We start from the raw sequence: 21,857 nt of genomic DNA on the forward strand, positions 1-21,857 counted from the left end.
GCCCCATCCTCGCACCGCCGTGCCGAAGGGCTCCGGCGCGGGCTCAGCCCACGGCCGCGGACATGCCGCGCAGCGCGAGGGTGCAGCCGAGGACCAGTACGGCCGCGGCCGTGCCCACGGGTGCCGCGTGCTGCATCCGGTGCAGCAGCCGCCCGCCCTTGCGCCGCGGCGCCGCGGCGGCCAGGCGGGCGAGCCGCTGCCCGGCGTGCACCACCAGCAGCCCGATGGCGACGAGGGTCAGCGCCAGCCCGGCGCCGTAGGCGAGGACGAGCAGCGCCCCGAACCACGCCTTGCCGAGCGCCCACGCGCCCACCAGCACCAGGACGGCCGAGGGGCTGGGGACGAGTCCGCCCGCGAACCCCATGAGCACGGCGCCGCGGCGGCGGGGGGCGGGCGCGGGGTCGTGGGTGTGGGTGTGGGTGTGGTGATGGTGGGCGTGGGTGTGGCCGTGCCCCCGCTCCCGGTCGCGCCACGCGCGCCGCAGCAGGCCCGCGCCGGCCGCCGCCACCAGCGCGCCGCTGGCCGCGCCGAGCCAGGGCAGGGCGGCGGGGACGGCGGTGGAGCCGCCCACGACCACGGCGCCGAGCACCAGCACGCCCGCCGTGTGGGTGACGGTGACGGTGACCCCGAGGCGCAGCACGTCGCGGCGCGAGCCCCGGCCCCGGCCCGCGGCGGCCGCCGCCATGACGGTCTTTCCGTGGCCGGGCGCCAGCGCGTGCATCGCGCCGAGCGCCACCGCGACGCCGAGCGCCACCGCGGCGAAGGCCGGGGTGAGCCGGTGCCCGGCGACCAGGCCGGTGAACGCCTCGGTGAACCGGTCCGCCCCGCGCGGCAGCACCCCGGCGGGCCCGGCCGCCTCGCCGTCGCCGTCCCCGGCGAGCGGGGCGCCGCCGGGGCGCACGGTCAGGGCCGCGCCGCGCCGGTCGGGCGGCGAGGACAGCAGGTCCTCCGGATAGGACGTCAGCACCGCCGAGGCGGACCGCTCGGGGACGTCGGACCGCTCCAGGGTGACGCGGTCGCCGCGCGCGGTGATCTCCCGCCAGGCCGCGTCGGCCCCGGTCCCGGCGGCGCTCGTGAAGGTGATCTCCGTGCCCGCGGTGAGGTCGCGCAGCGCGGCGGACAGGCGGCACTCGACCCGCAGCGTGGGCAGGCCGGCCTGCCCGGGGCGGCGCTCGGCGCCCGCCCGGTCCACGGTCAGGGGCAGCGCGGCGCCGTCCCGCCGGACGGTGGCCCGCCCCGCGGCGGCGGCGCACCGCGGGGCGGCCCACGCGGCGAGCTCCCGCGCGGTGTGCGTGCCGTCCCCGTCGGTGTCGATGTCCGCCCCGGCCTGGGCCGCCGGGATCTCGGCGAGGTCCTCCACGTGGTGGACGCGCAGCCGGTCGGGGGCCACCACCAGGGCGTCGTGGTGGCTGACGGTGAAGTTGCCGAGCGGGTGGGCGGCGGCGGGCGCCGCGGTGAGCAGCGCGGCCAGGGCGAGCAGCAGACCGAGGACGGCGCCGCCCGCGGCGGGACGGACGGCGGGACGGGCGGCGGCGGGGACGGCGGGGCGGCGGCGGGGCGGGCGGTTCACCGGCGGCCCTCCGGTCCGGCGAGGGCCGCCCTGGCCCGTTGGGCGCCCACCGGGGAGAACCCGGGGTCGAGGGCGAGGGCGGCCGTGAGGTGGCGGCGCGCGTCCGCGTCCCGGCCCAGGGCCCGCTCGATCATGCCGCGGTGGTAGAGGAACGCGGCGTTGCGGTATCCGGCGCCGGTGGCCTCGCGGGCCAGGGGCAGCGCCTCCCGGCTGCGGCCGTTGACGTGCAGCGCCCAGGCGAGCGCGTCCGCGGTGTGCACCCCGCCGCGCCGCCGCCGCTCGGCCTCGGCGGCCCGCAGTGCCTGCGCGGCGTCGCCGTGGTCGGCGGCGACCAGGGCGGTCTCCAGGTCGGTGGCGACGCCGCCCGCCCTGGCCAGCTCGGTCCACGCGTCGGTGACGGCGTACTGCTCGCGGGCCTCGCGGCGCCGGCCGAGGGCGTCGTAGACCTCGCCGAGCGCGGCCAGGTGGCCGGGCAGCGGCTGACGCGCCACCACCCGCTCCAGCTCGGCGGCGGCCTCCCGCAACTGCCCGCGCGCGGCCAGGGTGCGGCCCCGGCCGGCCAGCGCGGGCAGGTGCGCGGGGTCGGCGCGCAGCGCGGTGGCGAAGTGCCGCAGCGCCCGCGGGTACTGCCCCTGGGAGCGGGCGAGTTCGCCGAGCGCGGTGGCGACGTGGGCCCGGTCGGCGCGGGAGGTCGCGGCGTCCAGGGCCCGCTCCAGCACCCGGCGCGCCTGCCCGGTGTCGCCGCGCAGCTCCAGGACGTAGGCGGCGCGGGTGGCCACGGGCAGGCCGGGGCGCCTGGCGTCGGCCTGGCGCACGGCGGCGTCCGCCTGCGCGTACCGGCCGAGCTCCACCAGCGCGTCCACGCGGGCGCACAACGCGGTCTCGTTCCACGGGTTCACGCCAAGGGCGCGCCGCGCGAGCGCCAGGGCGCCGGTGAAGTCGTGCCGGGCGGCGGCGAGCGCGGCCTGCCCGGCGAGTGCCGCGTCGTTGTCCCGCGGCTGCTCCTCCAGGGAGCGGCGCAGGGCGCGTTCGGCGCGGGGGTAGTCGCCCGGGTCGCCGCCGGTGCGGGCCCGCTCCACGTACGCCACGCCCAGGGCCGCCCAGCTCGCGGCGTCGCGCGGCCTGGCGCGCAGGTGCTCCTCCAGGCCGGTGACGCCGGCCCCCGGCGGGCCCGCGGCCGCGGGCGCGGACGCTGCGGCGGGGCGGTCGCCGGGCGGCGGGTCGCCCGAGGCGGCCAGTCCGCCCAGGGTCAGCGCGAGCGCGAGGGCCGCGACGGTGGCGATGGTGTGCGCGGGTCGCCTCATCGTGGGATGCCGCCTTTCTGGCCCGGCCGCCGGACACGGCCGCGCCGTCGTGTGTGCGTCGCCTCGGGTGTGCGTCGCCTCGGGTGTGCGCCACCCGCGGCGTGCGTCGCCCTCGGGTGCGCGCCGGCGCCCGGTCCGGCTCAGGCGCGCCTGCGGCGCCACAGCAGCCCGGCGATGCCCAGCAGCAGGGCGAGGCCGCCGGTGACGCTGGAGGCGAGCATCCACGGCGACTCGGTGAGGGTGCTGTCGGAGGCGGACGCCCGGCCGGCGTTGATCCGGGTGTCCGCGCCGCTCCCGCCGCCGTCCGCGCCGCGGGAGCCGGAGTGCGGCAGCGCGAGGTACGGGAACTCCTTGCCGAACGGGAGGTCGTTGGCGTCCACGGCGTCGCCGAGGTCGCTCTTGGCGCCGGTCAGCTCGCCCTCGACGACCTGGAGGGAGATGTCGACGACGTCGTCGGTGAGCCGGCGGCCGTTGGGGAAGCCGGAGTTGTCCCCGTCGAGCGCGCCGAGCCGCTCGGGCGCGGCCACCGGCCCGGTGGAGGTGTTGAGCCGCAGCGCCTCGTGCGGGCGCACCCGGGCCGGCTGGTTGACGCCCGGGATGCCGGTGAGGAACACCTGCTCGAGGTCCTTGCGGGGCGTCGCCGGCGCGTTGATCTGGTAGATCTGCTCGATCAGCTTCGGCAGTTCGGGGTCGAGCACGAAGCCGGCGAACTGGGCGTCGTCCCAGGGCGCCGACGCGTTGAACCCGTCCTTGGCCCTGCGCGGGATGACGACCTCGTTGACCAGCGGCATGCCCAGCCGGGAGACCTGCGTCCAGTCGCCGCCGTAGGAGCTTCGACGCTGGGTGGTGGTCCACACGCCGATCACCGGGTCCTCGCCGCCCGCGGTGAGCAGGGCGGAGGGCACCTGGAGGGCGAGGGTGTTGACGTTGTACCCCGCGAGGGTGTCGTCGCCGGTCTCGGACAGGTCGCCGCCGTACAGCAGGTCGAACACGCGCAGGTCGAGGAAGAACGGGTCGTCGGCCTGCCCGGCGAAGACGGTGGAGCCGTCGGGCAGGGCGCGCACCGCCCGGTCGCGCAGGTCGGCGTACCGGGGCATGGACGCCTTGCCGACGTCGGACGGGGCGACCGGGGCGTCGTCGGCGAGCTTGGTGGTGCCCTTGTGCCTGCCGTGCTCGAAGCGCAGCAGTTCCAGGTCGAAGGTCTGGCGGACGTTCAGGTCGGGGTCGTCCAGGCTGGTGACCGGGCCGGTGTTGTACAGGAACGTGTCGCCGTTGCGGACGTGCGTGGTGAAGGTGAAGCGGTAGATCAGTTCCGACCGGCCGTCCCCCGTGGCGTCGATGTGGAACTGGTGGCGGGCGTCCTCGGCGAACGGGAAGAAGTTCGGGCCGCCCGCGGGCTCCTCGAACGGGTTCCAGTTGGCGATCAGCGTGGTGGTGTCGGGCCTGTCCGGGCTGACGAACGCGTACAGGTCGGTGTTGTCGTACGCGGGCTGCCCCGAGATCAGCGGCGCCTCGCGGTGGCTGGAGGCCGCCGCGGTGCCCGGCGCGAGCGCGGCGAGGCCGCCGCAGGTCACCGACGCGGTCAGCAGCGCGGCGCTGCCCGCCAGCAGTCCCACGGCCCGGCGCTTGGCGCCCCGGCCCCGCGCCTGCGCGCCGTCGCGCCCGGGTCCGGCTGCGGTCCCGCGGTCTGTCGTCATGGTCATGATCCCTCTTACGTGGGGTGGGGCCTCGGTGTTCGACGGCCGGCCGCCGAGGTGGCGCCGTGGCCCGGCGCCGCGGTCCCCGGCGGCCGTCTCGCGGGGGTGTTCGGGGCGGGGGCGGGAGCGGATTGGCGGGACTTCCGGCCCGGGCGCGGCGGGAGGGCGCCGCGGCGGGGCGGCGACGCGGGGGGGCCGAGTGAGGGCCCGGGGCGCCCGCGTGCGTACTCGCGGGAGAGGGCCGGGACACGGGAGGGACTGTGACGGACAGCGGGACATCGCTCGACGAGGTGATGCTGCGCGTCGCCCAAGGGGACGGACAGGCGTTCGAGGAGTTGTACGCCCGGGTGTCGGGGCCGGTGTACGGCCTGGCGCTGCGGGTGCTGAGGGATCCGGCGCAGTCGGAGGAGGTGGCGCAGGAGGTGCTGGTGGAGGTGTGGCGCACCGCGCCGAGGTTCGACGCGGCCCGGGGCAGCGCCCGTGGATGGATCCTGACCCTGGCGCACCGCAGGGCCGTGGACCGGGTGCGCTCGGCGCAGGCGGCGCGGACGCGGGAGTCGCGGGCGGGCCGGGTGGCGGGCCGCCCGTTCGACGAGGTGGCCGAGAGCGTGGAGGCGGCGCTGGAGCAGGAGAGCGTGCGGCGCTGCCTGGGGCGGCTGACGGAACTCCAGCGGCAGTCGGTGACGCTGGCGTACTACGACGGCTACTCCTACCCGGAGGTGGCCAGGCTGCTCCGGCTGCCGCTGGGCACGGTCAAGACGCGGATGCGCGACGGGCTGACCCGGCTGCGCCACTGCCTGGCGGGTGCCCGGTGAGCCCCTGCGAGCACGACCTGGCCGCGGCGTACGCGCTCGACGCCCTGCCGCCGCGGGAGCTGGCCCGCTACGAGCGGCACCTCGCGGGGTGCGCCGAGTGCGCGGCGGACGTGCGCGACCTGCGGGAGAGCGTGGGCCGGCTCGCCGACGCGGTGGCCAGGCCCGCCCCGGCGGGGCTGCGCGAGCGGGTGTTCGCGCGGGTGGCGGTGGTGCCGCAGGAGCGGCCGGACCGCGCCCCGGCCCCGGCCCGCGCCGCGGTCCTCGCGCCCCGCCGGGTGCGGGCCCGCGCGGCCAGGACCCGGCGCTCCCCGCTCGGCCGCCTGGTGGTCAACCGGGTGGCGTGGGGCCTGGTGGCGGCGTGCGTGCTGGTGGTGACCCTGCTGAGCGTGAGCCTGGTGCGCACCCAGCAGGAGCTGGACCGGGCGCGCGCGCTGGAGCGCCGGCGCGCGGCGGTGCTGACCGCGCCGGACGCGCGGGCGTTCACCGCCCGGGCGGCGGGCGGCGGGGGCGGCACCGTGGTGGCGTCCGAGCGGCTGGACGCGGCGCTGATCGCCGCCCACGGCCTGCCCGCGCTGCCCTCCGGCCGGACGTACCAGCTCTGGCTGATGCGCTCCGGGCAGGCCCGACCGGCCGGGTTCCTGCCCGGGGACGGGCGCGGCGGCACGGACCCGGCCGTGGTCACGGGCCTCGCGGACGCGGCGCGCCTCGCGCTGACGGTGGAGCCCGCGGGCGGCTCGCCCCGCCCGACCGGGCCGTCGGTGCTGGAGGTGGCGCTGGGGCCGTGACGGGCGGCGCGGGGGCCCGGCCCGGCACGGGAGGCGGCGGCCGGGGGGCCGCCGGGCCGGGGCCTCGGGCCCCCGTCCCGCGTCCCTGCCCCCTTGGGAGGGGCCGCTGCCTGCGGATAGTCTCCGGCCGTGCGGACGAACCGATTCGGCCAGGAGGCGTGATGCGCGCCGCTCTCTTCGTGACCTGCGTCAACGACACGCTCTACCCACGCACCGGGCAGGCGGCGGTCGCGTTGCTGCGCCGTCTCGGCGTGGACGTGGCCTTCCCGCAGCGGCAGACCTGCTGCGGCCAGATGCACTACAACACCGGGTACCGCCACGAGGCCGAGCCGCTGGTGCGCGACTTCGCGGAGACCTTCGCCGACTACGACGCGGTGGTCGCCCCGTCCGGTTCGTGCGCGGCGATGGTGCGCGACATCCACCCGCGGGTGGCCGAGCGGTCCGAGGGGCGGGTGGACGCCGGACGGGTCGCGGCCGTGGTGCCGAAGGTGTACGAGCTGTCGGAGTTCCTCCTGGACGTGCTCGGGGTGGAGGACGTCGGCGCGTACTTCCCGCACCGGGTCACCTACCACCCCACCTGCCACAGCCTGCGGCTGCTGAAGGTCGGCGACCGGCCGACCCGGCTGCTGCGGGCGGTGCGCGGCCTGGACCTGGTGGAGCTGCCGGGCGCCGACGAGTGCTGCGGGTTCGGCGGGACGTTCGCCCTGAAGAACCCGGCGGTGTCGGCCGCGATGTGCTCGGACAAGATCCGGCACGCGGTGGACACCGGGGCCGAGGTGCTGTGCGCCGCCGACAACTCCTGCCTGATGCACCTGGGCGGCGCCCTGCGGCGGCAGCGCTCCGGGGTGCGCACGATGCACCTGGCGGAGATCCTGGCCCGTACCGAGGACGACCCGCACGGCGAGAGCTGGTCGCGCGGCGTGAGGAGCCTGGCATGACGGCGGTACCCCTGGGCATGCCCTCGTTCCCGAGGGCGGCGGAGGACGCGACCCGCGACGCGCAACTGCGCCACAACCTGCGCAACGCCACCCACACCATCCGCGCCAAGCGCGCCGCCGCCGTCGGGGAGCTCGGCGACTGGGAGCGACTGCGCGCCGCCGGCAAGGCGATCAAGGACCGCACGCTGCGCCACCTCGACCGGTACCTGGTGCAGGTGGAGGAGGCCGTCACCGCGGCGGGCGGCACGGTGCACTGGGCGGCCGACGCCGCCGAGGCGAACCGGATCGTCACCGACCTGGTGCGGGCCACCGGCGAGACCGACGTCATCAAGGTCAAGTCGATGGCCACCCAGGAGATCGGGCTCAACGAGGCGCTGGAGCGGGCCGGGATCACCGCGTACGAGACGGACCTGGCGGAGCTGATCGTGCAGCTCGGCGACGACCGGCCCTCGCACATCCTGGTCCCGGCGATCCACCGCAACCGGGCGGAGATCCGCGAGATCTTCAACCGCTCCATGGCCCGCTGGGGCCGCGCCGCCCCCGACGGCCTCACCGACCGCCCCGCCGACCTCGCCGAGGCCGCCCGGCTGCACCTGCGGGAGAAGTTCCTGTCCGCGAAGGTCGCGGTGTCGGGCGCGAACTTCGTGGTCGCCGAGACCGGCACCCTGGTGGTGGTGGAGTCCGAGGGCAACGGCCGGATGTGCCTGACCCTGCCGGAGACGCTGATCTCCGTGGTGGGCATCGAGAAGGTCGTGCCGACCTGGCGGGACCTGGAGGTGTTCCTCCAACTGCTGCCGCGCTCGTCCACCGCCGAGCGGATGAACCCCTACACCTCGATGTGGACCGGCACCACCGACGGCGACGGGCCGCGCGACTTCCACCTGGTGCTGCTGGACAACGGCCGCACCGCCACCCTCGCCGACGAGGTCGGCCGCCAGGCGCTGCGCTGCATCCGCTGCTCGGCGTGCCTGAACGTGTGCCCGGTGTACGAGCGGGCGGGCGGCCACGCGTACGGCTCGGCGTACCCGGGCCCGATCGGCGCGATCCTCACCCCGCAGTTGCGCGGCACCGCGTCCGCGCTGGACGCGTCGCTGCCGTACGCCTCGTCGCTGTGCGGGGCCTGCTACGAGGTGTGCCCGGTCGCCATCGACATCCCCGAGGTGCTGGTGCACCTGCGCGAGCGGGTGGCCGAGCACGGCAAGGGGCACCTGGCGGAGCGCACCGCGATGCGGGCGGCGCGCTGGGTGCTCACCGACCCGCGGCGGCTGGCGCTGGCGCAGCGCGCGGCCTCCCGCACCCGGCGGCTGCACCCCAAGCGGCTGCCGGGGCCCGGCGCGGCGTGGTCCGACACCCGCGACACCCCGCCGGTGCCCGCGGAGTCCTTCCGCGACTGGTGGCGGCGCACCCAGGAAGGAGAGCGGTGATGAGCGGCAGCAGGGAGCTGATCCTGCGTCGGATCCGGGCGGCGCTGGCCGACGTGCCGCGCGGCGAGGACCCCGGCGACGTGGCCGTGCCCCGCGACTACCTGACCGCGCACACCGAGGGCTCCCCCGCCGAGGTGGCGGAGCTGCTGGCGGAGAACCTGGCCGACTACCGGGCCGTGGTGCACCGCCTGCCGTCCGCCGAGGGTCTGCCCGCGCTGCTGGCGGGCCTGCTGGCGGAGCGCAAGGCCGCGTCCGTCGCGGTGCCGCGGGGGCTGCCGGCGGGGTGGCTGAGCGCGCTGCCGGACGGGGTCGAGACGCTGCCCGACGACGGCACCCTCACCGCGAACCGGCTGGACCGGGTGGACAGCGTGGTGACCGGCTGCGCGGTGGCGATCGCGGAGACCGGCACGATCGTGCTGGACGCCGGGCCCGGCCAGGGGCGGCGGCTGCTCACCCTGGTGCCGGACCACCACGTCTGCGTGGTGCGGCCGGAGCAGGTGGTGGCGTCGGTGCCGCTGGCGCTGCCCCGGCTGGACCCGGCGCGCCCGCTCACCTGGATCTCGGGCCCGTCGGCGACCAGCGACATCGAGCTGAAGCGGGTGGAGGGCGTGCACGGCCCACGCGTCCTGGACGTGGTGCTGCTCGCCGGGTGAGGGACGCCCCCGCCGCCCCCGGCGGGCGCCGAAAACCCTTTGACGCGCCCGCGGGCGCGCGGCGAGGCTGGCAGCGCTTCCACCCCTGCCGCCATGCCGCCCGCCCCGGCCGTGAACCGGGCGCTTCGGGCTGCCCGACCCTCCGGGGACGCCATGTCGCTGCGCGCGCTGCCCCACGCCGAACCGGGGACGCCCGACACCCGCTCCGGGCCGCGTCTGCTGCTGTGGCTGTGGCTGCGCCAGTGGCGGGGGCAGGCGCTCGCCGTGGTGTGGGCGACGGTGTACCTCGCCGCGCTGGCCGCGCTGCCCGCCGTGGTGGGCTTCGGCGTCCAGGCGGCCGTGGACCGCTCGCAGGGGCGGGTGCTGGCCGCGGGCGGCCTGGTGGTGGCGCTGAGCGTGGTGATCACCACCGCGGACACCGTGACGCACCGCACGGTGGTGGCGAACTGGCTGTCGGCGGCCTGCCGGATGCAGCAGTTGCTGTTCCGCAAGGCCACCGAGCTGGGTTCCCAGCTCACCCGCCGGGTGGCGGCCGGCGAGGTGGTGACGGTCAGCACCGGCGACGTGGAGAAGATCGGCTGGTTCGTGGAGTGCGCCTCCCGCTTCGCCGCCGCGGTGCTGGCCTGTCTCGGGCTGACCGTCGGGCTGCTGCTGTACCAGCCGGTGCTGGGCCTGGCCGTGGCGCTGGCCGTGCCGGTGCTCACCCTCGCGGTGCTGCCGATGCTGCCGCCCGCGGAGCGCCGCGCCGAGGAGCAGCGGGAGCGGTCCGGCCGGGCCACCGAGCTGGCCGCGGACACGGTGGCGGGGCTGCGGGTGCTGCGCGGGATCGGCGGCGAGGAGCTGTTCCTCGACCGGTACCGGGCGGCGTCGCAGGAGGTGCGGTCGGCGGCGGTGCGCAGCGCCCGGATGTGGGCGCTGATCGCCGCGGTGCAGGTGGTGCTGCCGGGCCTGTTCCTGGTGGGCGTGGTCTGGTACGGGGTGCGCCTGGTGACCGAGGGGCGGATCTCCGTCGGTGAGCTGGTCACGGCCTACGGCTGCGTCACCTACCTGTTGCTGCCGCTGCGGCAGTTCGAGGAGTTCGCGATGGCGTGGACGTTCTCGCGGGTGTCGGCGCAGCGCGCGGCGCGGGTGCTGGGGCTGCGCCGGGAGGCGGACGACGGGCGCGACGGCGCGGACGAGGGACGGGACGGCGGCGGGGACGGCGGCGTGCCGGTGGACGGCGACCTGTACGACCCGGCGTCCGGGCTGCTGGCCCCCGCGGGCGCGTTCACCGCCGTGGTGTGCGGCGACCCGGACGCGGGCGGGGTGCTGGCGCGGCGGCTCGGCGGGCACGCGGCGGGGGCGGGCGAGGAGCCGTCGGCGCTGCTGGGCGGGGTGGCGCTGGACGGGGTGCCGCTGGCGGCGGCGCGCGCCGCGGTGCTGGTGCAGGACAAGGACCCGGTGCTGCTGTCGGGCACGCTGCGGGAGTTGCTGGAGGTGCCGTCGTCCGGCGCGGTGCCGGTGGCGCGGGCACTGGCTGCGGCCCGGTGCGACGACGTGCTGGACGCCCTGGCCCGCACGCTGCCCGAGCCCGGCGGCTCGCCGATGGACGCCCGGCTCACCGAGCGCGGCCGGTCCCTTTCCGGCGGGCAGCGGCAGCGGCTGGCGCTGGCCCGCTCCCTGGTGGCCGACCCGCCGGTACTGGTGCTGGACGAGCCGACCAGCGCGGTGGACGCGCACACCGAGGCGCGCGTCGCCGAGGGCCTGGCCCGGCTGCGGGCGGGCCGCACCACCGTGGTGTTCACCTCCAGCCCGCTGCTGCTCGGCCTGGCCGACCGGGTGGTGTTCGTCCCCGAGGGGCGGGCGCTGGCCGCGGGCCGCCACCGGGACCTGCTGCGCGACAACGGGCGCTACCGCTCGGTGGTCGTCCGCCACCAGGACGCATGGGAGGAGTCCGCGTGAAACGACCGGACCACGATCCGGACACGGCACGGGAGGCCGACCGGCTGCCGGTGGCCGCGCCCCGGACGGTCCGGGCCTATGTGCGCGAGCTGGCCCGCCGTCACCGCCGGGCGTTCGCCGCGCTGGTCGCCGTCAACCTGGTGGCCGCGGGAGCCGCCATGGTGGGCCCGTGGCTGCTGGGCGGCCTGGTCAACGACCTGGCGGCCGGGGAGGACGACCCGCCGGTGGCGCGCACCGTCGCGCTGTTCGTGGCGGCGCTCGCGGTGCAGGCGGTGTTCGTCCGGATGACCAGGGTGCGCGGCGCGGTGCTGGGCGAGCGGATGCTCGCCGACCTGCGCGAGGACTTCCTGGTCCGCTCGGTGCGGCTGCCGCCGGGCGTGCTGGAGCGGGCCGGGACCGGCGACCTGCTGTCGCGGATCACCACCGATGTGGACCGGCTGTCCACCGCGATGCGGGAGGCCGTGCCGGAGCTCTCGGTGGCCCTGGTGTGGGCGGCGGCGCTGTTCGGCGCGCTCGCCTTCACCGCTCCCCCGCTGGCGCTGGCCGCGCTGCTCGCGGCGCCGGTGCTGCTGGTCGGCGGGCGCTGGTACTTCCGGCGGGCGCCGTCCGCGTACCGCTCGGAGGCCGCCGGGTACGCGGCGGTGTCCGCGTCGCTCACCGAGACCGTGGACGCCGGGCACACCATCGAGGCCCACCGGCTCGGCGCGCGCCGCGTCGCGGCCGGCGACCGGCTGATCGGGCGGTGGCTGGACTGGGAGCGGTACACCCTCGCGCTGCGGTCGGTGCTGTTCCCCGTGGTCAACACCACGCACGCGGTGGCGCAGGCGGCGGTGCTCACCATCGGCGGCTGGATGGTGCTGCGCGGCTGGATCTCCGTGGGCGAGCTGACCACGGGCACGCTGTACGTGCAGATGCTGGCGGACCCGGTCAACTCCATGCTGCGCTGGTACGACGAGTTGCAGATCGCCCACGTGTCGGTGGCCCGCCTGGTCGGGGTGCGCGAGGTGCCGGTGGACGACGGGGACGACGCGGTCACCCCGAGCGGGCGCACCGTGTCCGCGGAGCGGGTGCGGTTCGGCTACACCGCGGGCAGCGACGTGCTGCACGGGGTGAGCCTGACGGTGCGGCCCGGCACCCGGATGGCGCTGGTCGGTCCCTCGGGCGCGGGCAAGTCCACGCTGGGGCGGCTGCTCGCCGGGATCTACGCGCCCACGGCGGGCCGGGTCACCCTCGGCGGGGCGCCGCTCTCGGTGATGCCGACGGAGCGGGTGCGCGGCCATGTGGCGCTGGTCAACCAGGAGCACCACGTGTTCGTCGGCACCCTGCGCGACAACCTGCGGCTGGCCCGCCCGGACGCGGACGACGACGAGCTGTGGCGGGCGCTGCGCGCGGTGGACGCCGACGACTGGGCGCGGGCGCTGGACGGCGGCCTGGACGCGGAGGTGGGCTCGGGCGGCCACGCGCTCACCCCGGCGCAGGCGCAGGCGGTGGCGCTGGCCCGCCTGGTGCTGGCCGACCCGCACACGCTGGTGCTGGACGAGGCCACCTCCCTGATGGACCCGCGCGCCGCCCGCCACCTGGAGCGGTCCCTGGCCCGGGTGCTGGACGGCCGCACGGTGGTGGCGATCGCCCACCGCCTGCACACCGCCCACGACGCGGACGTGATCGCCGTGGTGGAGGACGGCCGCATCGTGGAGCTCGGCTCGCACGACGACCTGGTGGCGGAGGGGGGCGCGTACGCGGCGCTGTGGCGGAGCTGGAACAGCCCGGTGTCCTGAGCCGGGCCCTGCCGGGGCGGGCCTGCCGGGGCGGCGGGCGGCCCGGTCAGCCGAGCAGGCCCGCCGCCCACACCGCGCTCACGCCGCCGCAGGCGAGGAACAGCGGCATCAGCACCCGCACCTCCACCCGGGCGCCCGCCCGGAACCGCAGCGCCCGGGGCGGGCCCACCGGGTACCAGCGCCTGCGGCCGAGGGGGAGGGGCCACAGCACGGGGCAGCCGGAGACGGTGAGCGCGTCGCCCGCGCAGTGCACCAGGGCGCCCAGCGTCACCGGCAGGCCCAGCCACAGGTACTCCTGCCCGGGGCCGGTGAACAGCCAGCCCGCGCCGTCCTGCGCCAGCACGTCGGACGCCACGTACGTCCCGGCCGCCCCCAGCAGCCACACCAGGACGTCGCTGGACGCCCTGGCCTGCCGCCACAGCAGCCCCTCCACGGCCAGCACCAGGTGGACGAAGAGCACCGCGAGCACCGCCCACCGGCCGGCCGCCGCGGCCAGCGCCGAGGTCGCGGCGCCGCAGAGCACGGCCCACACCGCGGTGTGGGTGAGGGTGCGGTGGCCGCCGGAGCGCCGCGGGTCGCCGGGCCCCCGGGTGGCGCGGTAGACGGCCAGGGACAGCCGGTCCACCACCGCGCAGGCGGCCTTGGACAGCGGGCCGAAGGCGCGGGAGATGGTGGCGGCCCTGTGGTCCAGGTCGGGGGCGAGGGCGGCGCCCGCGCTGACGACCGTGCCGATGACCAGGACCTGCCACGGCATCGGGTGCCCGGCCGCGTGGGCGGCGGCGCCCGCGGCCGGCCAGGCGGCCGCGCCGGACAGCGCGTGCGCGGGCCCCATCATCGCTTCGCGGCCCTTCCCCCCGGTCGTACGGCCGTTCCCGGCCGGAAGGCTACCGGTGCGCGCACCGCGGTCGATGGCCGGGGTGGCGACCGGGCAGTATGGGGGGGTGAGCCTCATCGACCAGTTGCCGCCCAGTCCCGATCCCGATGCCCTCTTCGAAGCGTTCTCCTCGTGGGCGCTGGAGCGGGGCATCACCCTGTACCCCGCGCAGGAGGAGGCGCTGATCGAGGTGGTGTCCGGGTCGAACGTGATCCTCGCCACACCGACGGGCTCCGGGAAGAGCCTGGTGGCGGCCGGGGCGCACTTCGCGGCGCTGGCCGACGGGCGGCGCACCTTCTACACGGCGCCGATCAAGGCGCTGGTGTCGGAGAAGTTCTTCGACCTGTGCGCGCACTTCGGCACCGAGAACGTCGGCATGATGACCGGCGACGCCAGCGTCAACCCGACCGCGCCGGTGATCTGCTGCACGGCCGAGGTGCTGGCCAGCATCGCGCTGCGCGACGGCGGCCGGGCGGACGTCGGCCAGGTGGTGATGGACGAGTTCCACTTCTACGCCGAGCCGGACCGCGGCTGGGCCTGGCAGATCCCGCTGCTCGAGCTGCCGCACGCCCAGTTCCTGCTGATGTCGGCGACGCTCGGCGACGTGGAGCGGTTCGAGCAGGACCTGACCCGGCGCACCGGGCGGCCCACCTCCGTGGTGCGCTCGGCGACCCGCCCGGTGCCGCTGTCCTACGAGTACCGCAGCACTCCCCTGCACGAGACGCTGGAGGAGCTGCTGCACACGCATCAGGCGCCGGTGTACATCGTGCACTTCACCCAGGCGTCGGCGATGGAGCGCGCCCAGTCGCTGATGAGCATCAACATGTGCACCCGGGCGGAGAAGGACGCGATCGCCGAGCTGATCGGCAACTTCCGCTTCACCACCCGCTTCGGCCGCAACCTGTCGCGGTTCGTCCGGCACGGCATCGGGGTGCACCACGCGGGGATGCTGCCCAAGTACCGGCGCCTGGTGGAGAAGCTGGCGCAGGCCGGGCTGCTGAAGGTGATCTGCGGCACGGACACCCTCGGCGTCGGGGTGAACGTGCCGATCCGCACGGTGCTGTTCACCGCGCTGAGCAAGTACGACGGCTCCCGGGTGCGGCTGCTGCGGGCGCGGGAGTTCCACCAGATCGCGGGCCGCGCGGGCCGGGCCGGGTTCGACACCTCGGGCCTGGTGGTGGCGCAGGCGCCCGAGCACGTGGTGGAGAACGAGAAGGCCCTGGCGAAGGCGGGCGACGACCCGAAGAAGCGGCGCAAGGTGGTCCGCAAGAAGGCGCCCGAGGGCTTCGTCAACTGGTCGCAGGCCACCTTCGAGAAGCTGATCGCCTCCGACCCCGAGCCGCTGACCTCGCGGTTCCGGGTGAGCCACGCCATGCTGCTGTCGGTGATCGCCCGGCCGGGCAACGCGTTCGAGGCGATGCGCAGGCTGCTGGAGGACAACCACGAGGACCGGCGCAGTCAGTTGCGGCACATCCGCCGGGCGATCGCGATCTACCGCTCGCTGCTGGCGGGCGGGGTGGTGGAGCGGCTCGACACCCCGGACGAGCAGGACAGGATCGTCCGCCTGACCGTGGACCTCCAGTCCGACTTCGCGCTGAACCAGCCGCTGTCCACGTTCGCGCTCGCCGCGTTCGAGCTGCTGGACCGCGACTCCCCGACGTACGCGCTGGACGTGCTGTCGGTGGTGGAGTCCACCCTGGACGACCCGCGGGCGATCCTGGCGGCGCAGGCGAACAAGGCCCGCGGCGAGGCGGTGGCCGCGATGAAGGCGGACGGCGTCGAGTACGAGGAGCGGATGGAGCGGCTGGCGGACATCGGCTACCCCAAGCCGCTGGAGGAGCTGCTCGTCCACGCCTACACCACGTACCGCAAGGGCCACCCGTGGGTGGGCGACCACCCGCTGAGCCCCAAGTCGGTGGCCCGCGACCTGTACGAGCGGGCGATGACGTTCACCGAGTTCACCGGCCACTACGAGCTGGCCCGCGCCGAGGGCCTGGTGCTGCGCTACCTCGCGGACGCCTACCGCACCCTCCAGCACACCGTCCCGGAGGACGCCAAGACCGACGACCTGAAGGACCTCATCGAGTGGCTGGGCGAGCTGGTCCGCCAGGTGGACTCCAGCCTCCTCGACGAGTGGGAGCAGTTGGCCAACCCCAAGGCCGCCGAGGAGGCCGACCGGGTCGAGGACGACCGTCCCGCGCCGGTCACCGCCAACGAGCGGGCCTTCCGGGTCCTGGTCCGCAACGCCATGTTCCGCCGGGTGGAGCTGGCCGCCCTGGAGCGGTACGGCGAGCTGGGCGAGCTCGGCCAGGACGACAACTGGGACGCGGCCCGGTGGGAGCAGGCCATGGACCCGTACTGGGAGGAGCACGACGACCTGGGCACGGGCCCGGACGCGCGCGGCCCGAAGCTGCTGCACATCGAGGAGCAGCCGGGCGCGTGGCTGGTCCGGCAGGTCTTCGACGACCCGGCCGGGGACCACGACTGGGGCATCGACGCCGAGGTGGACCTGACCGCCTCCGACGAGGAGGGCCGCGCGGTGGTGCGGGTCACCGGCGTGAACCGGCTGTGACCCGGGGCGGGCCGGTCCCGGGCCCGCTCACTCGTCGGCGCGCATCCGCTCCGCCTTCAGCACCTTCACGTCCACCGCGCGGGCGCTGCGGGCCGAGGTCTCGTGCTCGGGGTGGTGCTCGGCGGTGGCCCGCACGCTCTGGCCCGGCCCGAGCGCGGTGACGTCGTCGTACACCTCGCCGACCCGGTCGCCCTTCCGGTCGAGCATCTCGAAGGCGATCACGTAGTCGGCGGGCTTGGAGCCGCTGTTGCGCACCGTGTACCGCACCCGGTACACCTTCGCGCCCAGCGCGTCGGTGACCCACTCCCCCGCCACCTTGCGCACGTCGCCCGCGGCGGGGGTGACCGGGGAGCGGCGCGGCGGCGCGGCCCCGTCGTGCGGGGGCTCGTCGGAGGGCACGGCGGTGACCGTGGCGGTGACGGTCCTCGTCGGCTCCGCGTCGCCGCCGCCCCCGCACCCGGCGAGGGCCAGGACGACGAGCCCGGCCGCGGCCGGAAGCGTGGCGGAGTGGTGCATGGTGCCTCCCTGGAGTCGCTCGAACGCGCTGCGTCATTGCCCCGACCCGACGGTACCTCCGCCGGGCGGCCGTGAGGGCCCGGACACGGGCGCGCGGCGGGTGGTCTCGACGCGGGGAGATCACCGGCCGTAGGGTCCTGGCGTGGACTCGGGCCCGGGTGGGCCGCTGACCGGCTGGGAGTGGCGTGGACGAGCGCGAGACGGCGTACGCGGGCGTGACCGGGCTCACCGGGATGCTGGAGCGCGGCGAGGTGTCGGCGCGCGAGCTGGTGGAGCTGACGCTGCGCCGGGTGGAGTCCGCGGACCGGGAGCTCAACGCCTTCCGCGCGGTCAGCGCCCGGCGGGCGCTGACCGAGGCCGACGCCGCGGACAAGGCGCGCGCGGAGGGCGACCGGCGGCCGCTGCTCGGCATCCCGGTCGCGGTCAAGGACGACACCGACGTGGCGGGCGAACCCACCGCCTTCGGCACGGCGGTGCGGCCCGCGCCCGCGACCGAGGACTCCTTCTTCGTCGCGCGACTGCGCGCGGCGGGCGCGGTGCTGGTCGGCAGGACCAGGATGCCGGAGTTCGGCCAGTGGGCGTTCACCGAGACGGCGCACGGCGGCCACACCCGCAACCCCTGGCACCCCGGCCGCACCGCGGGCGGCTCCAGCGGCGGCAGCGCGGCCGCGGTCGCGGCGGGCCTGGTGCCGCTGGCCACCGGCACCGACGGCGGCGGGTCGCTGCGCATCCCCGCGGCCTGCTGCGGGCTGTACACCCTCAAGACGCAGCGCGGCAGGACCAGCACCGCGCCGCGGCAGGGCACCTGGGGCACGATGGCCGTGTTCGGCGGGCTCACCCGGAGCGTCGCGGACGCGGCCGTGCTCGCCGAGGCCGTGCGCGGCAACCTCCCCGGCGACCGGTGGGTGGCGCGGCCGCCCGAGGTGCCGTTCACCGAGGCGGCGCGCACCGCTCCCGGGCGGCTGCGGATCGGGGTGGCGGCCCGGCCGACCATCCCCGGCGTCCGGCTGGACCGCGAGCAGGAGTCGGCGCTGCGGGCCACCGCGGACACCCTCGCCGACCTCGGGCACGACGTGCGGGAGGTGCGGCCCCGCTACCCGGAGTTCCTGACGCTGTGGACGGGGCTGGCGCTGCCGTCGATGCTCACGGACGCCACCGAGCTGTGCGCGTCCGCGGCGGGCGGCCCGGCGGACGCGCTGGCGCTGCTGGAGCGGCGCACCCGGGAGAACCTGTCGCTGGCGCGGCGGCTGCCGCCGGGCACGGCGGGCTGGGCGATGCGCCGGCTGGAGCGGCTGGCCGCCGAGGTCAACCGCATGTTCGCCGCCATGGACCTGCTGCTCACCCCCACCATCGCCGAGCTGCCGCGCCGCCTGGGCGCGCTGGACGGCGCCAGCGCCCGCCGGGCGTCGCTGCGCAGCCTGCCGTCGATCGCGTACACCGCGCTGTGGAACCTGGCCGGCAACCCGGCCGCGTCCCTGCCCGCCGGCCTGTCCCGGGAAGGGCTGCCGCTGGCGGTGCAGTTGGTGGGCCGCCTGCACGACGAGGTGACGGTGCTGCGGGTCTCGGCGCAGTTGGAGCAGGCCCGCCCCTGGGCGGGCCTGCTGCCGCCGCGGGGCGCGCGGGCCTGAGCGCTACCCCGCCCACGCCTCCGCGCCCCGCGCGCACAGGGCGCTGATGCTCTCCGGCGGCCCGGGGCGGGCGAAGAACCAGCCCTGGGCGGTCTCGCACTCCAGCGCCCGCACCCGGTCGGCCTGGAGCTTGGTCTCCACGCCCTCCACGGTGACCGCCAGGTCCAGGGTGTGGGCGAGCGAGACCAGCCCGGCCACGATCTTCTCGTCCCTGGGGTGCTCCGGGGAGTCGGGGTGGCGCAGGCCGCTGATGAACGAGCGGTCGATCTTGAGGGTGTGCACGGGGATGCGGCGCAGATAGGAGAGGTTGGAGTAGCCGGTGCCGAAGTCGTCCAGGGCCAGCCCGATGCCCATGTCGGTCAGCTCCCGCAGGGCGTCGAGCGCCTGGTCCTCGGCGCCGATCAGGGCGCTCTCGGTGATCTCCAGATGGAGCCTGGAGGCGTCCAGCTCCGTCTCCTTCAGGATCCGCGCCACGTCGCCCACCAGGCCGGGGGTGCGGGCCTGGCGCACCGACAGGTTGACGTTGATCCGCGGCGCCTCGCCGGCGAACTCGAGCTGCCAGGCGCGGGCCTGGCGGCACGCCTGCTCCAGCACCCAGTAGCCGAGCGGCACGATCAGCCCGGTCTGCTCGGCGAGCTCCACGAACCGGTCGGGGCCGAGGACGCCCTGCTGCGGGTGGCGCCAGCGCACCAGGGCCTCGGCGCTGTGCACCCGCCCGTCCTCCAGGTCGACCAGCGGCTGGTACTCCAGGAAGAACTCGCCCTCCTCCAGGGCGAGGGGCAGCCGGGTGGTGAGGCTGTAGCGGGTCATCTCCCGGGCGTTGGTCTCCGCGTCGAACACGGCGAGCCGGTTGCCTCCCTGCGCCTTGGCCCGGTACAGGGTGATGTCGGCGGCCTGCACCATCTGGGCGGCCTTCATCGCGGTGACGCCGCACTCCAGCAGGCCGATGCTGACGGTGACGGACAGCTCCCTGCCGTCGATGGCGACGGGCCGCTCCAGGCAGGCGAGCAGCCGCCGGGCGAGGTCGGCCACCTCCTCGGCGCAGGCCGGGTCGGTGACCAGGGCCACGAACTCGTCGCCGCCCATCCGGGCCACCAGTTGGTTGGGGCCGGTGACGCAGGCGGCGAAGCGCTCGGCGACGGCGACGAGCAGCCGGTCGCCCACGTCGTGGCCGAGGCTGTCGTTGACCGCCTTGAAGCCGTCCAGGTCCAGGTAGCACAGGCCGATGCGGGTGTCCTGCGCCCCGTTCTCGAACGCCTCGGCGAGCCGCTCGAAGAACAGCGCCCGGTTGCCGAGCCCGGTCAGCGGGTCGTGGGTGGCCTGGTGGCGCAGCCGGTCGTGCAGCAGCTTGCGCTCGGTGACGTCCTCCAGGACGGCCACCTGGTACTGGGGGGTGCCCCGCTCGTCGCGGATCAGGGACACCGTCAGATTGGTCCAGATGGCGGAGCCGTCCCGGACGAAGTACGGCTTCTCGAACTGGTAGTGGTCGCGCTCGCCGCGGACGAGCTGCTCGTAGAGCTCCCACACCCGCGGCGCGTCGTCGGGGTGCACGAACTCGTTGACGTTCCGGGTGCGCATCTCCTCCCGCGTGGTGCCGAACATCCGCGCGAGGGCGTCGTTGACGTCGAGGATGCGGCCCTCGAGGTCGCCGATGCCGATGCCCATGGCGGCGCCCTCGAACAGGGCCCGGAAGCGGGCCTCGCTCGCGGCCAGGGCGCGCTCGGCCCGGGCCTGGGCGGCGAGCGAGGCGCGGGCTATGGCCTCCTGCTCGGCGAGGGTGCGGTCGCGCAGGGCCTCGGCGAAGCCGGCGGCGAAGGCGTGCTGGAGGCGGGCGAGATGGGCGCGGGCGGTGTCGGGCGGCAGATCCGGGGAAGGCGGCGAGTACAGCAGCAGGTAGGCGTCGATGACGGTGAGGCTCTGCGCGAGCACTTGGGGGTCGGTGCAGTGCGCGGCCACCATGGCGCGGCCCACGTCGCGGGCCGGGCGGGGGTCGAAGGGGACGACCCCGAGGATCTCGGCGAGCCTGCCGGCCAGCGGCAGCAGGTGCTCCTCGAGCTCCTCCCTCGTCATCGAGGTGGCGGTGAACGGGTCGATGACCCGGGACCAGATGGCGGCGAACCGCCGGAGCCCGTCGTCCGGCGGCTCCTCGGGGGCGGCGACGGCCTCGGCCGCCGCCCGCGGCGCTCTGAGGCTCACCATGTGATCCCGAACCCCGCGTACGCGCTGACCCGGCGGGGGTCGTCCTGCTCGTCGGCGGTGTCGGGCCGCCACTGGCTCATGAAGACCACGCCGGGCTCCTCGATCCGGAAGCCGTCGAAGAACCCCTCGACGTCCTTCCTGGAGCGCATCACCAGCGGGCTGCCCATGCGCTTGTAGACGTCCTTGTCCTCGTCCGGCAGGTGGTACTGGCCCTCGTCGGTGGCGTGGGTGACAATCAGGCAGCTTCCGGGGGCGAGCGCGTCGCGCAGCGTGGCCACGATCTCGCGCGGGCGGTCCTCGTCCTGCACGAAGTGCAGCAGGGCGACCATCAGCACGGCGACCGGCCGGTCGAGGTCGAGCAGGCCGCGCACCTGGGGGGCGTCGAGGATCTCCTTGGGCTCGCGGACGTCGGCCTGGACGACGGCGGTGAGCGGGTCGTCCGCGACGATGGCCTCGCTGTGGGCGACCGCCACCGGGTCGTGGTCGACGTAGACCACCCGGGCGCCGGGGTCGGCGGCCCTGGCGACCTCGTGGACGTTGCCGAAGGTCGGTATGCCGGAGCCCAGGTCGAGGAACTGGGTGACGCCGAGGGAGACCGCGTGGCGGACGGCGCGGCGCATGAACGCGCGGTTGGCCCGCATGATCATCGGGAGTTCCGGCCACACCTCGAGGGCCTTGCGCGCGGCCTCGCGGTCCACCTCGAAGTTGTGGGAGCCGCCGAGGTAGTAGTCGTACATGCGCGCGACACTGGGGCGTGTCAGGTCGATGCCGCTCGGGGCCCAGCTAGGCCGTTCCATCGAGTCTCCCGATTCGTATGGGCGAATTCCAGCCGCCCGTGCCAATGGCATATCGGCGACAGACTACGAGCGAAGGCTACCTTCGCCCAGATCTCCACTGCCCGACAAAACGGAACCGCTCATACTGGCCGCCACGACCTCCCGGCTGACGCCGCCCCACAGAACAGGGCTTTAGACGGATTTTACCGGTGATACCCCCTCACCCCAAGCAGGACGAGAGCTACGTCACGACGCACCGGCGCACTCGTGCGATCCTCGAGCGCGCCTGCGCACGCTCCGAGGGGTCGGACCACTTGCCCGCGCCCGCGTCCCACCGGTCACGGCCCCGGGTGGCCGGGAGGCGGCGTTGCGGGCGCACACGGGCCC

Annotated in this window: 16 protein-coding genes; 9 read left to right on the forward strand and 7 right to left on the reverse strand. The window is 76.2% G+C overall.

The features are described 5' to 3' along the window. Window positions 1-43: 43 nt before the first annotated feature. The 3 genes from ACYVO2_RS30675 to ACYVO2_RS30685 form a co-directional block, all read right to left on the reverse strand. Window positions 44-1,570, reverse strand: a complete 1,527-nt coding sequence (locus ACYVO2_RS30675) for an urease accessory protein UreH domain-containing protein (RefSeq protein WP_461011318.1) — start codon at window positions 1,568-1,570, stop codon at window positions 44-46. Then, window positions 1,567-2,874, reverse strand: coding sequence for a tetratricopeptide repeat protein (locus ACYVO2_RS30680; protein WP_461011319.1), 1,308 nt, complete (start codon window positions 2,872-2,874; stop codon window positions 1,567-1,569). Before ACYVO2_RS30680 ends, ACYVO2_RS30675 begins: the two co-directional genes overlap by 4 nt. Before the next feature lie 140 nt (window positions 2,875-3,014). Next, on the reverse strand, window positions 3,015-4,571 hold the full coding sequence (locus ACYVO2_RS30685; protein ID WP_461011353.1) for a DUF4331 domain-containing protein: 1,557 nt from the start codon (window positions 4,569-4,571) through the stop codon (window positions 3,015-3,017). Window positions 4,572-4,831: 260 nt separating this feature from the next. On the opposite strand from ACYVO2_RS30685, the gene sigK reads away from it, so the two are divergent. From sigK to ACYVO2_RS30720, 7 genes are all read left to right on the forward strand, one after another. Beyond that, window positions 4,832-5,386, forward strand: coding sequence for an ECF RNA polymerase sigma factor SigK (sigK, locus tag ACYVO2_RS30690; RefSeq protein ID WP_461011320.1), 555 nt, complete (start codon window positions 4,832-4,834; stop codon window positions 5,384-5,386). Next, window positions 5,383-6,171: an anti-sigma factor gene (locus ACYVO2_RS30695; protein WP_461011321.1), complete on the forward strand. Its 789-nt coding sequence runs from the start codon at window positions 5,383-5,385 to the stop codon at window positions 6,169-6,171. The genes sigK and ACYVO2_RS30695 overlap by 4 nt, the downstream gene beginning before the upstream one ends. Window positions 6,172-6,332: 161 nt before the next feature. After that, complete coding sequence (locus ACYVO2_RS30700) at window positions 6,333-7,109, forward strand: (Fe-S)-binding protein (protein WP_461011322.1); 777 nt, start codon at window positions 6,333-6,335, stop codon at window positions 7,107-7,109. Further along, a complete protein-coding gene (locus ACYVO2_RS30705; RefSeq protein WP_461011323.1) occupies window positions 7,106-8,533 on the forward strand; it encodes a lactate utilization protein B in 1,428 nt (475 codons plus the stop codon). The genes ACYVO2_RS30700 and ACYVO2_RS30705 overlap by 4 nt, the downstream gene beginning before the upstream one ends. Next, window positions 8,533-9,186: a LutC/YkgG family protein gene (locus ACYVO2_RS30710; protein WP_461011324.1), complete on the forward strand. Its 654-nt coding sequence runs from the start codon at window positions 8,533-8,535 to the stop codon at window positions 9,184-9,186. The genes ACYVO2_RS30705 and ACYVO2_RS30710 overlap by 1 nt, the downstream gene beginning before the upstream one ends. A gap of 153 nt (window positions 9,187-9,339) precedes the next feature. After that, the gene (locus tag ACYVO2_RS30715) at window positions 9,340-11,127 is read left to right on the forward strand and encodes an ABC transporter transmembrane domain-containing protein (RefSeq protein ID WP_461011325.1); all 1,788 of its coding nucleotides are present in this window, start codon (window positions 9,340-9,342) and stop codon (window positions 11,125-11,127) included. Beyond that, window positions 11,109-12,905 (forward strand): ABC transporter ATP-binding protein, encoded by a 1,797-nt coding sequence (locus ACYVO2_RS30720; protein ID WP_461011326.1) that lies wholly within the window; start codon window positions 11,109-11,111, stop codon window positions 12,903-12,905. The genes ACYVO2_RS30715 and ACYVO2_RS30720 overlap by 19 nt, the downstream gene beginning before the upstream one ends. Before the next feature lie 46 nt (window positions 12,906-12,951). On the opposite strand, the gene ACYVO2_RS30725 is transcribed toward ACYVO2_RS30720, so the two are convergent. Then, window positions 12,952-13,740, reverse strand: coding sequence for a metal-dependent hydrolase (locus ACYVO2_RS30725; protein WP_461011327.1), 789 nt, complete (start codon window positions 13,738-13,740; stop codon window positions 12,952-12,954). A 106-nt stretch (window positions 13,741-13,846) separates the two neighbouring features. Between ACYVO2_RS30725 and ACYVO2_RS30730 the strand changes: the two genes are divergently transcribed. Next, a complete protein-coding gene (locus ACYVO2_RS30730; protein ID WP_461011328.1) occupies window positions 13,847-16,351 on the forward strand; it encodes a DEAD/DEAH box helicase in 2,505 nt (834 codons plus the stop codon). Between the two features lie 27 nt (window positions 16,352-16,378). Here the strand turns inward: ACYVO2_RS30730 and ACYVO2_RS30735 are convergent, their stop codons facing one another. Then, entirely contained in the window at window positions 16,379-16,867 is a 489-nt protein-coding gene (locus ACYVO2_RS30735) for an FxLYD domain-containing protein (RefSeq protein WP_461011329.1), read from the reverse strand. A 185-nt stretch (window positions 16,868-17,052) separates the two neighbouring features. Between ACYVO2_RS30735 and ACYVO2_RS30740 the strand changes: the two genes are divergently transcribed. After that, entirely contained in the window at window positions 17,053-18,495 is a 1,443-nt protein-coding gene (locus ACYVO2_RS30740) for an amidase family protein (protein ID WP_461011330.1), read from the forward strand. 3 nt (window positions 18,496-18,498) lie between these two features. Here ACYVO2_RS30740 and ACYVO2_RS30745 read toward each other — a convergent pair whose 3' ends face one another. Both ACYVO2_RS30745 and ACYVO2_RS30750 read right to left on the reverse strand, forming a co-directional pair. Further along, a complete protein-coding gene (locus tag ACYVO2_RS30745; RefSeq protein ID WP_461011331.1) occupies window positions 18,499-20,694 on the reverse strand; it encodes a putative bifunctional diguanylate cyclase/phosphodiesterase in 2,196 nt (731 codons plus the stop codon). Further along, complete coding sequence (locus tag ACYVO2_RS30750; RefSeq protein WP_461011332.1) at window positions 20,688-21,491, reverse strand: SAM-dependent methyltransferase; 804 nt, start codon at window positions 21,489-21,491, stop codon at window positions 20,688-20,690. The genes ACYVO2_RS30745 and ACYVO2_RS30750 overlap by 7 nt, the downstream gene beginning before the upstream one ends. Window positions 21,492-21,857 lie beyond the last annotated feature (366 nt).

The sequence above is a fragment of the Streptomyces capparidis genome (assembly GCF_054782095.1).

Bases quoted from the DNA above. Each gene is read 5' to 3' on its own strand.
- ACYVO2_RS30680 (WP_461011319.1), bottom strand. From the start codon at position 2,874: ATGAGGCGACCCGCGCACACCATCGCCACCGTCGCGGCCCTCGCGCTC.
- ACYVO2_RS30685 (WP_461011353.1), bottom strand. From the start codon at position 4,571: ATGACGACAGACCGCGGGACCGCAGCCGGACCCGGGCGCGACGGCGCG.
- ACYVO2_RS30700 (WP_461011322.1), top strand. From the start codon at position 6,333: ATGCGCGCCGCTCTCTTCGTGACCTGCGTCAACGACACGCTCTACCCA.
- ACYVO2_RS30705 (WP_461011323.1), top strand. From the start codon at position 7,106: ATGACGGCGGTACCCCTGGGCATGCCCTCGTTCCCGAGGGCGGCGGAG.
- ACYVO2_RS30710 (WP_461011324.1), top strand. From the start codon at position 8,533: ATGAGCGGCAGCAGGGAGCTGATCCTGCGTCGGATCCGGGCGGCGCTG.
- ACYVO2_RS30715 (WP_461011325.1), top strand. From the start codon at position 9,340: ATGTCGCTGCGCGCGCTGCCCCACGCCGAACCGGGGACGCCCGACACC.
- ACYVO2_RS30720 (WP_461011326.1), top strand. From the start codon at position 11,109: ATGGGAGGAGTCCGCGTGAAACGACCGGACCACGATCCGGACACGGCA.
- ACYVO2_RS30725 (WP_461011327.1), bottom strand. From the start codon at position 13,740: ATGATGGGGCCCGCGCACGCGCTGTCCGGCGCGGCCGCCTGGCCGGCC.
- ACYVO2_RS30735 (WP_461011329.1), bottom strand. From the start codon at position 16,867: ATGCACCACTCCGCCACGCTTCCGGCCGCGGCCGGGCTCGTCGTCCTG.
- ACYVO2_RS30745 (WP_461011331.1), bottom strand. From the start codon at position 20,694: ATGGTGAGCCTCAGAGCGCCGCGGGCGGCGGCCGAGGCCGTCGCCGCC.
- ACYVO2_RS30750 (WP_461011332.1), bottom strand. From the start codon at position 21,491: ATGGAACGGCCTAGCTGGGCCCCGAGCGGCATCGACCTGACACGCCCC.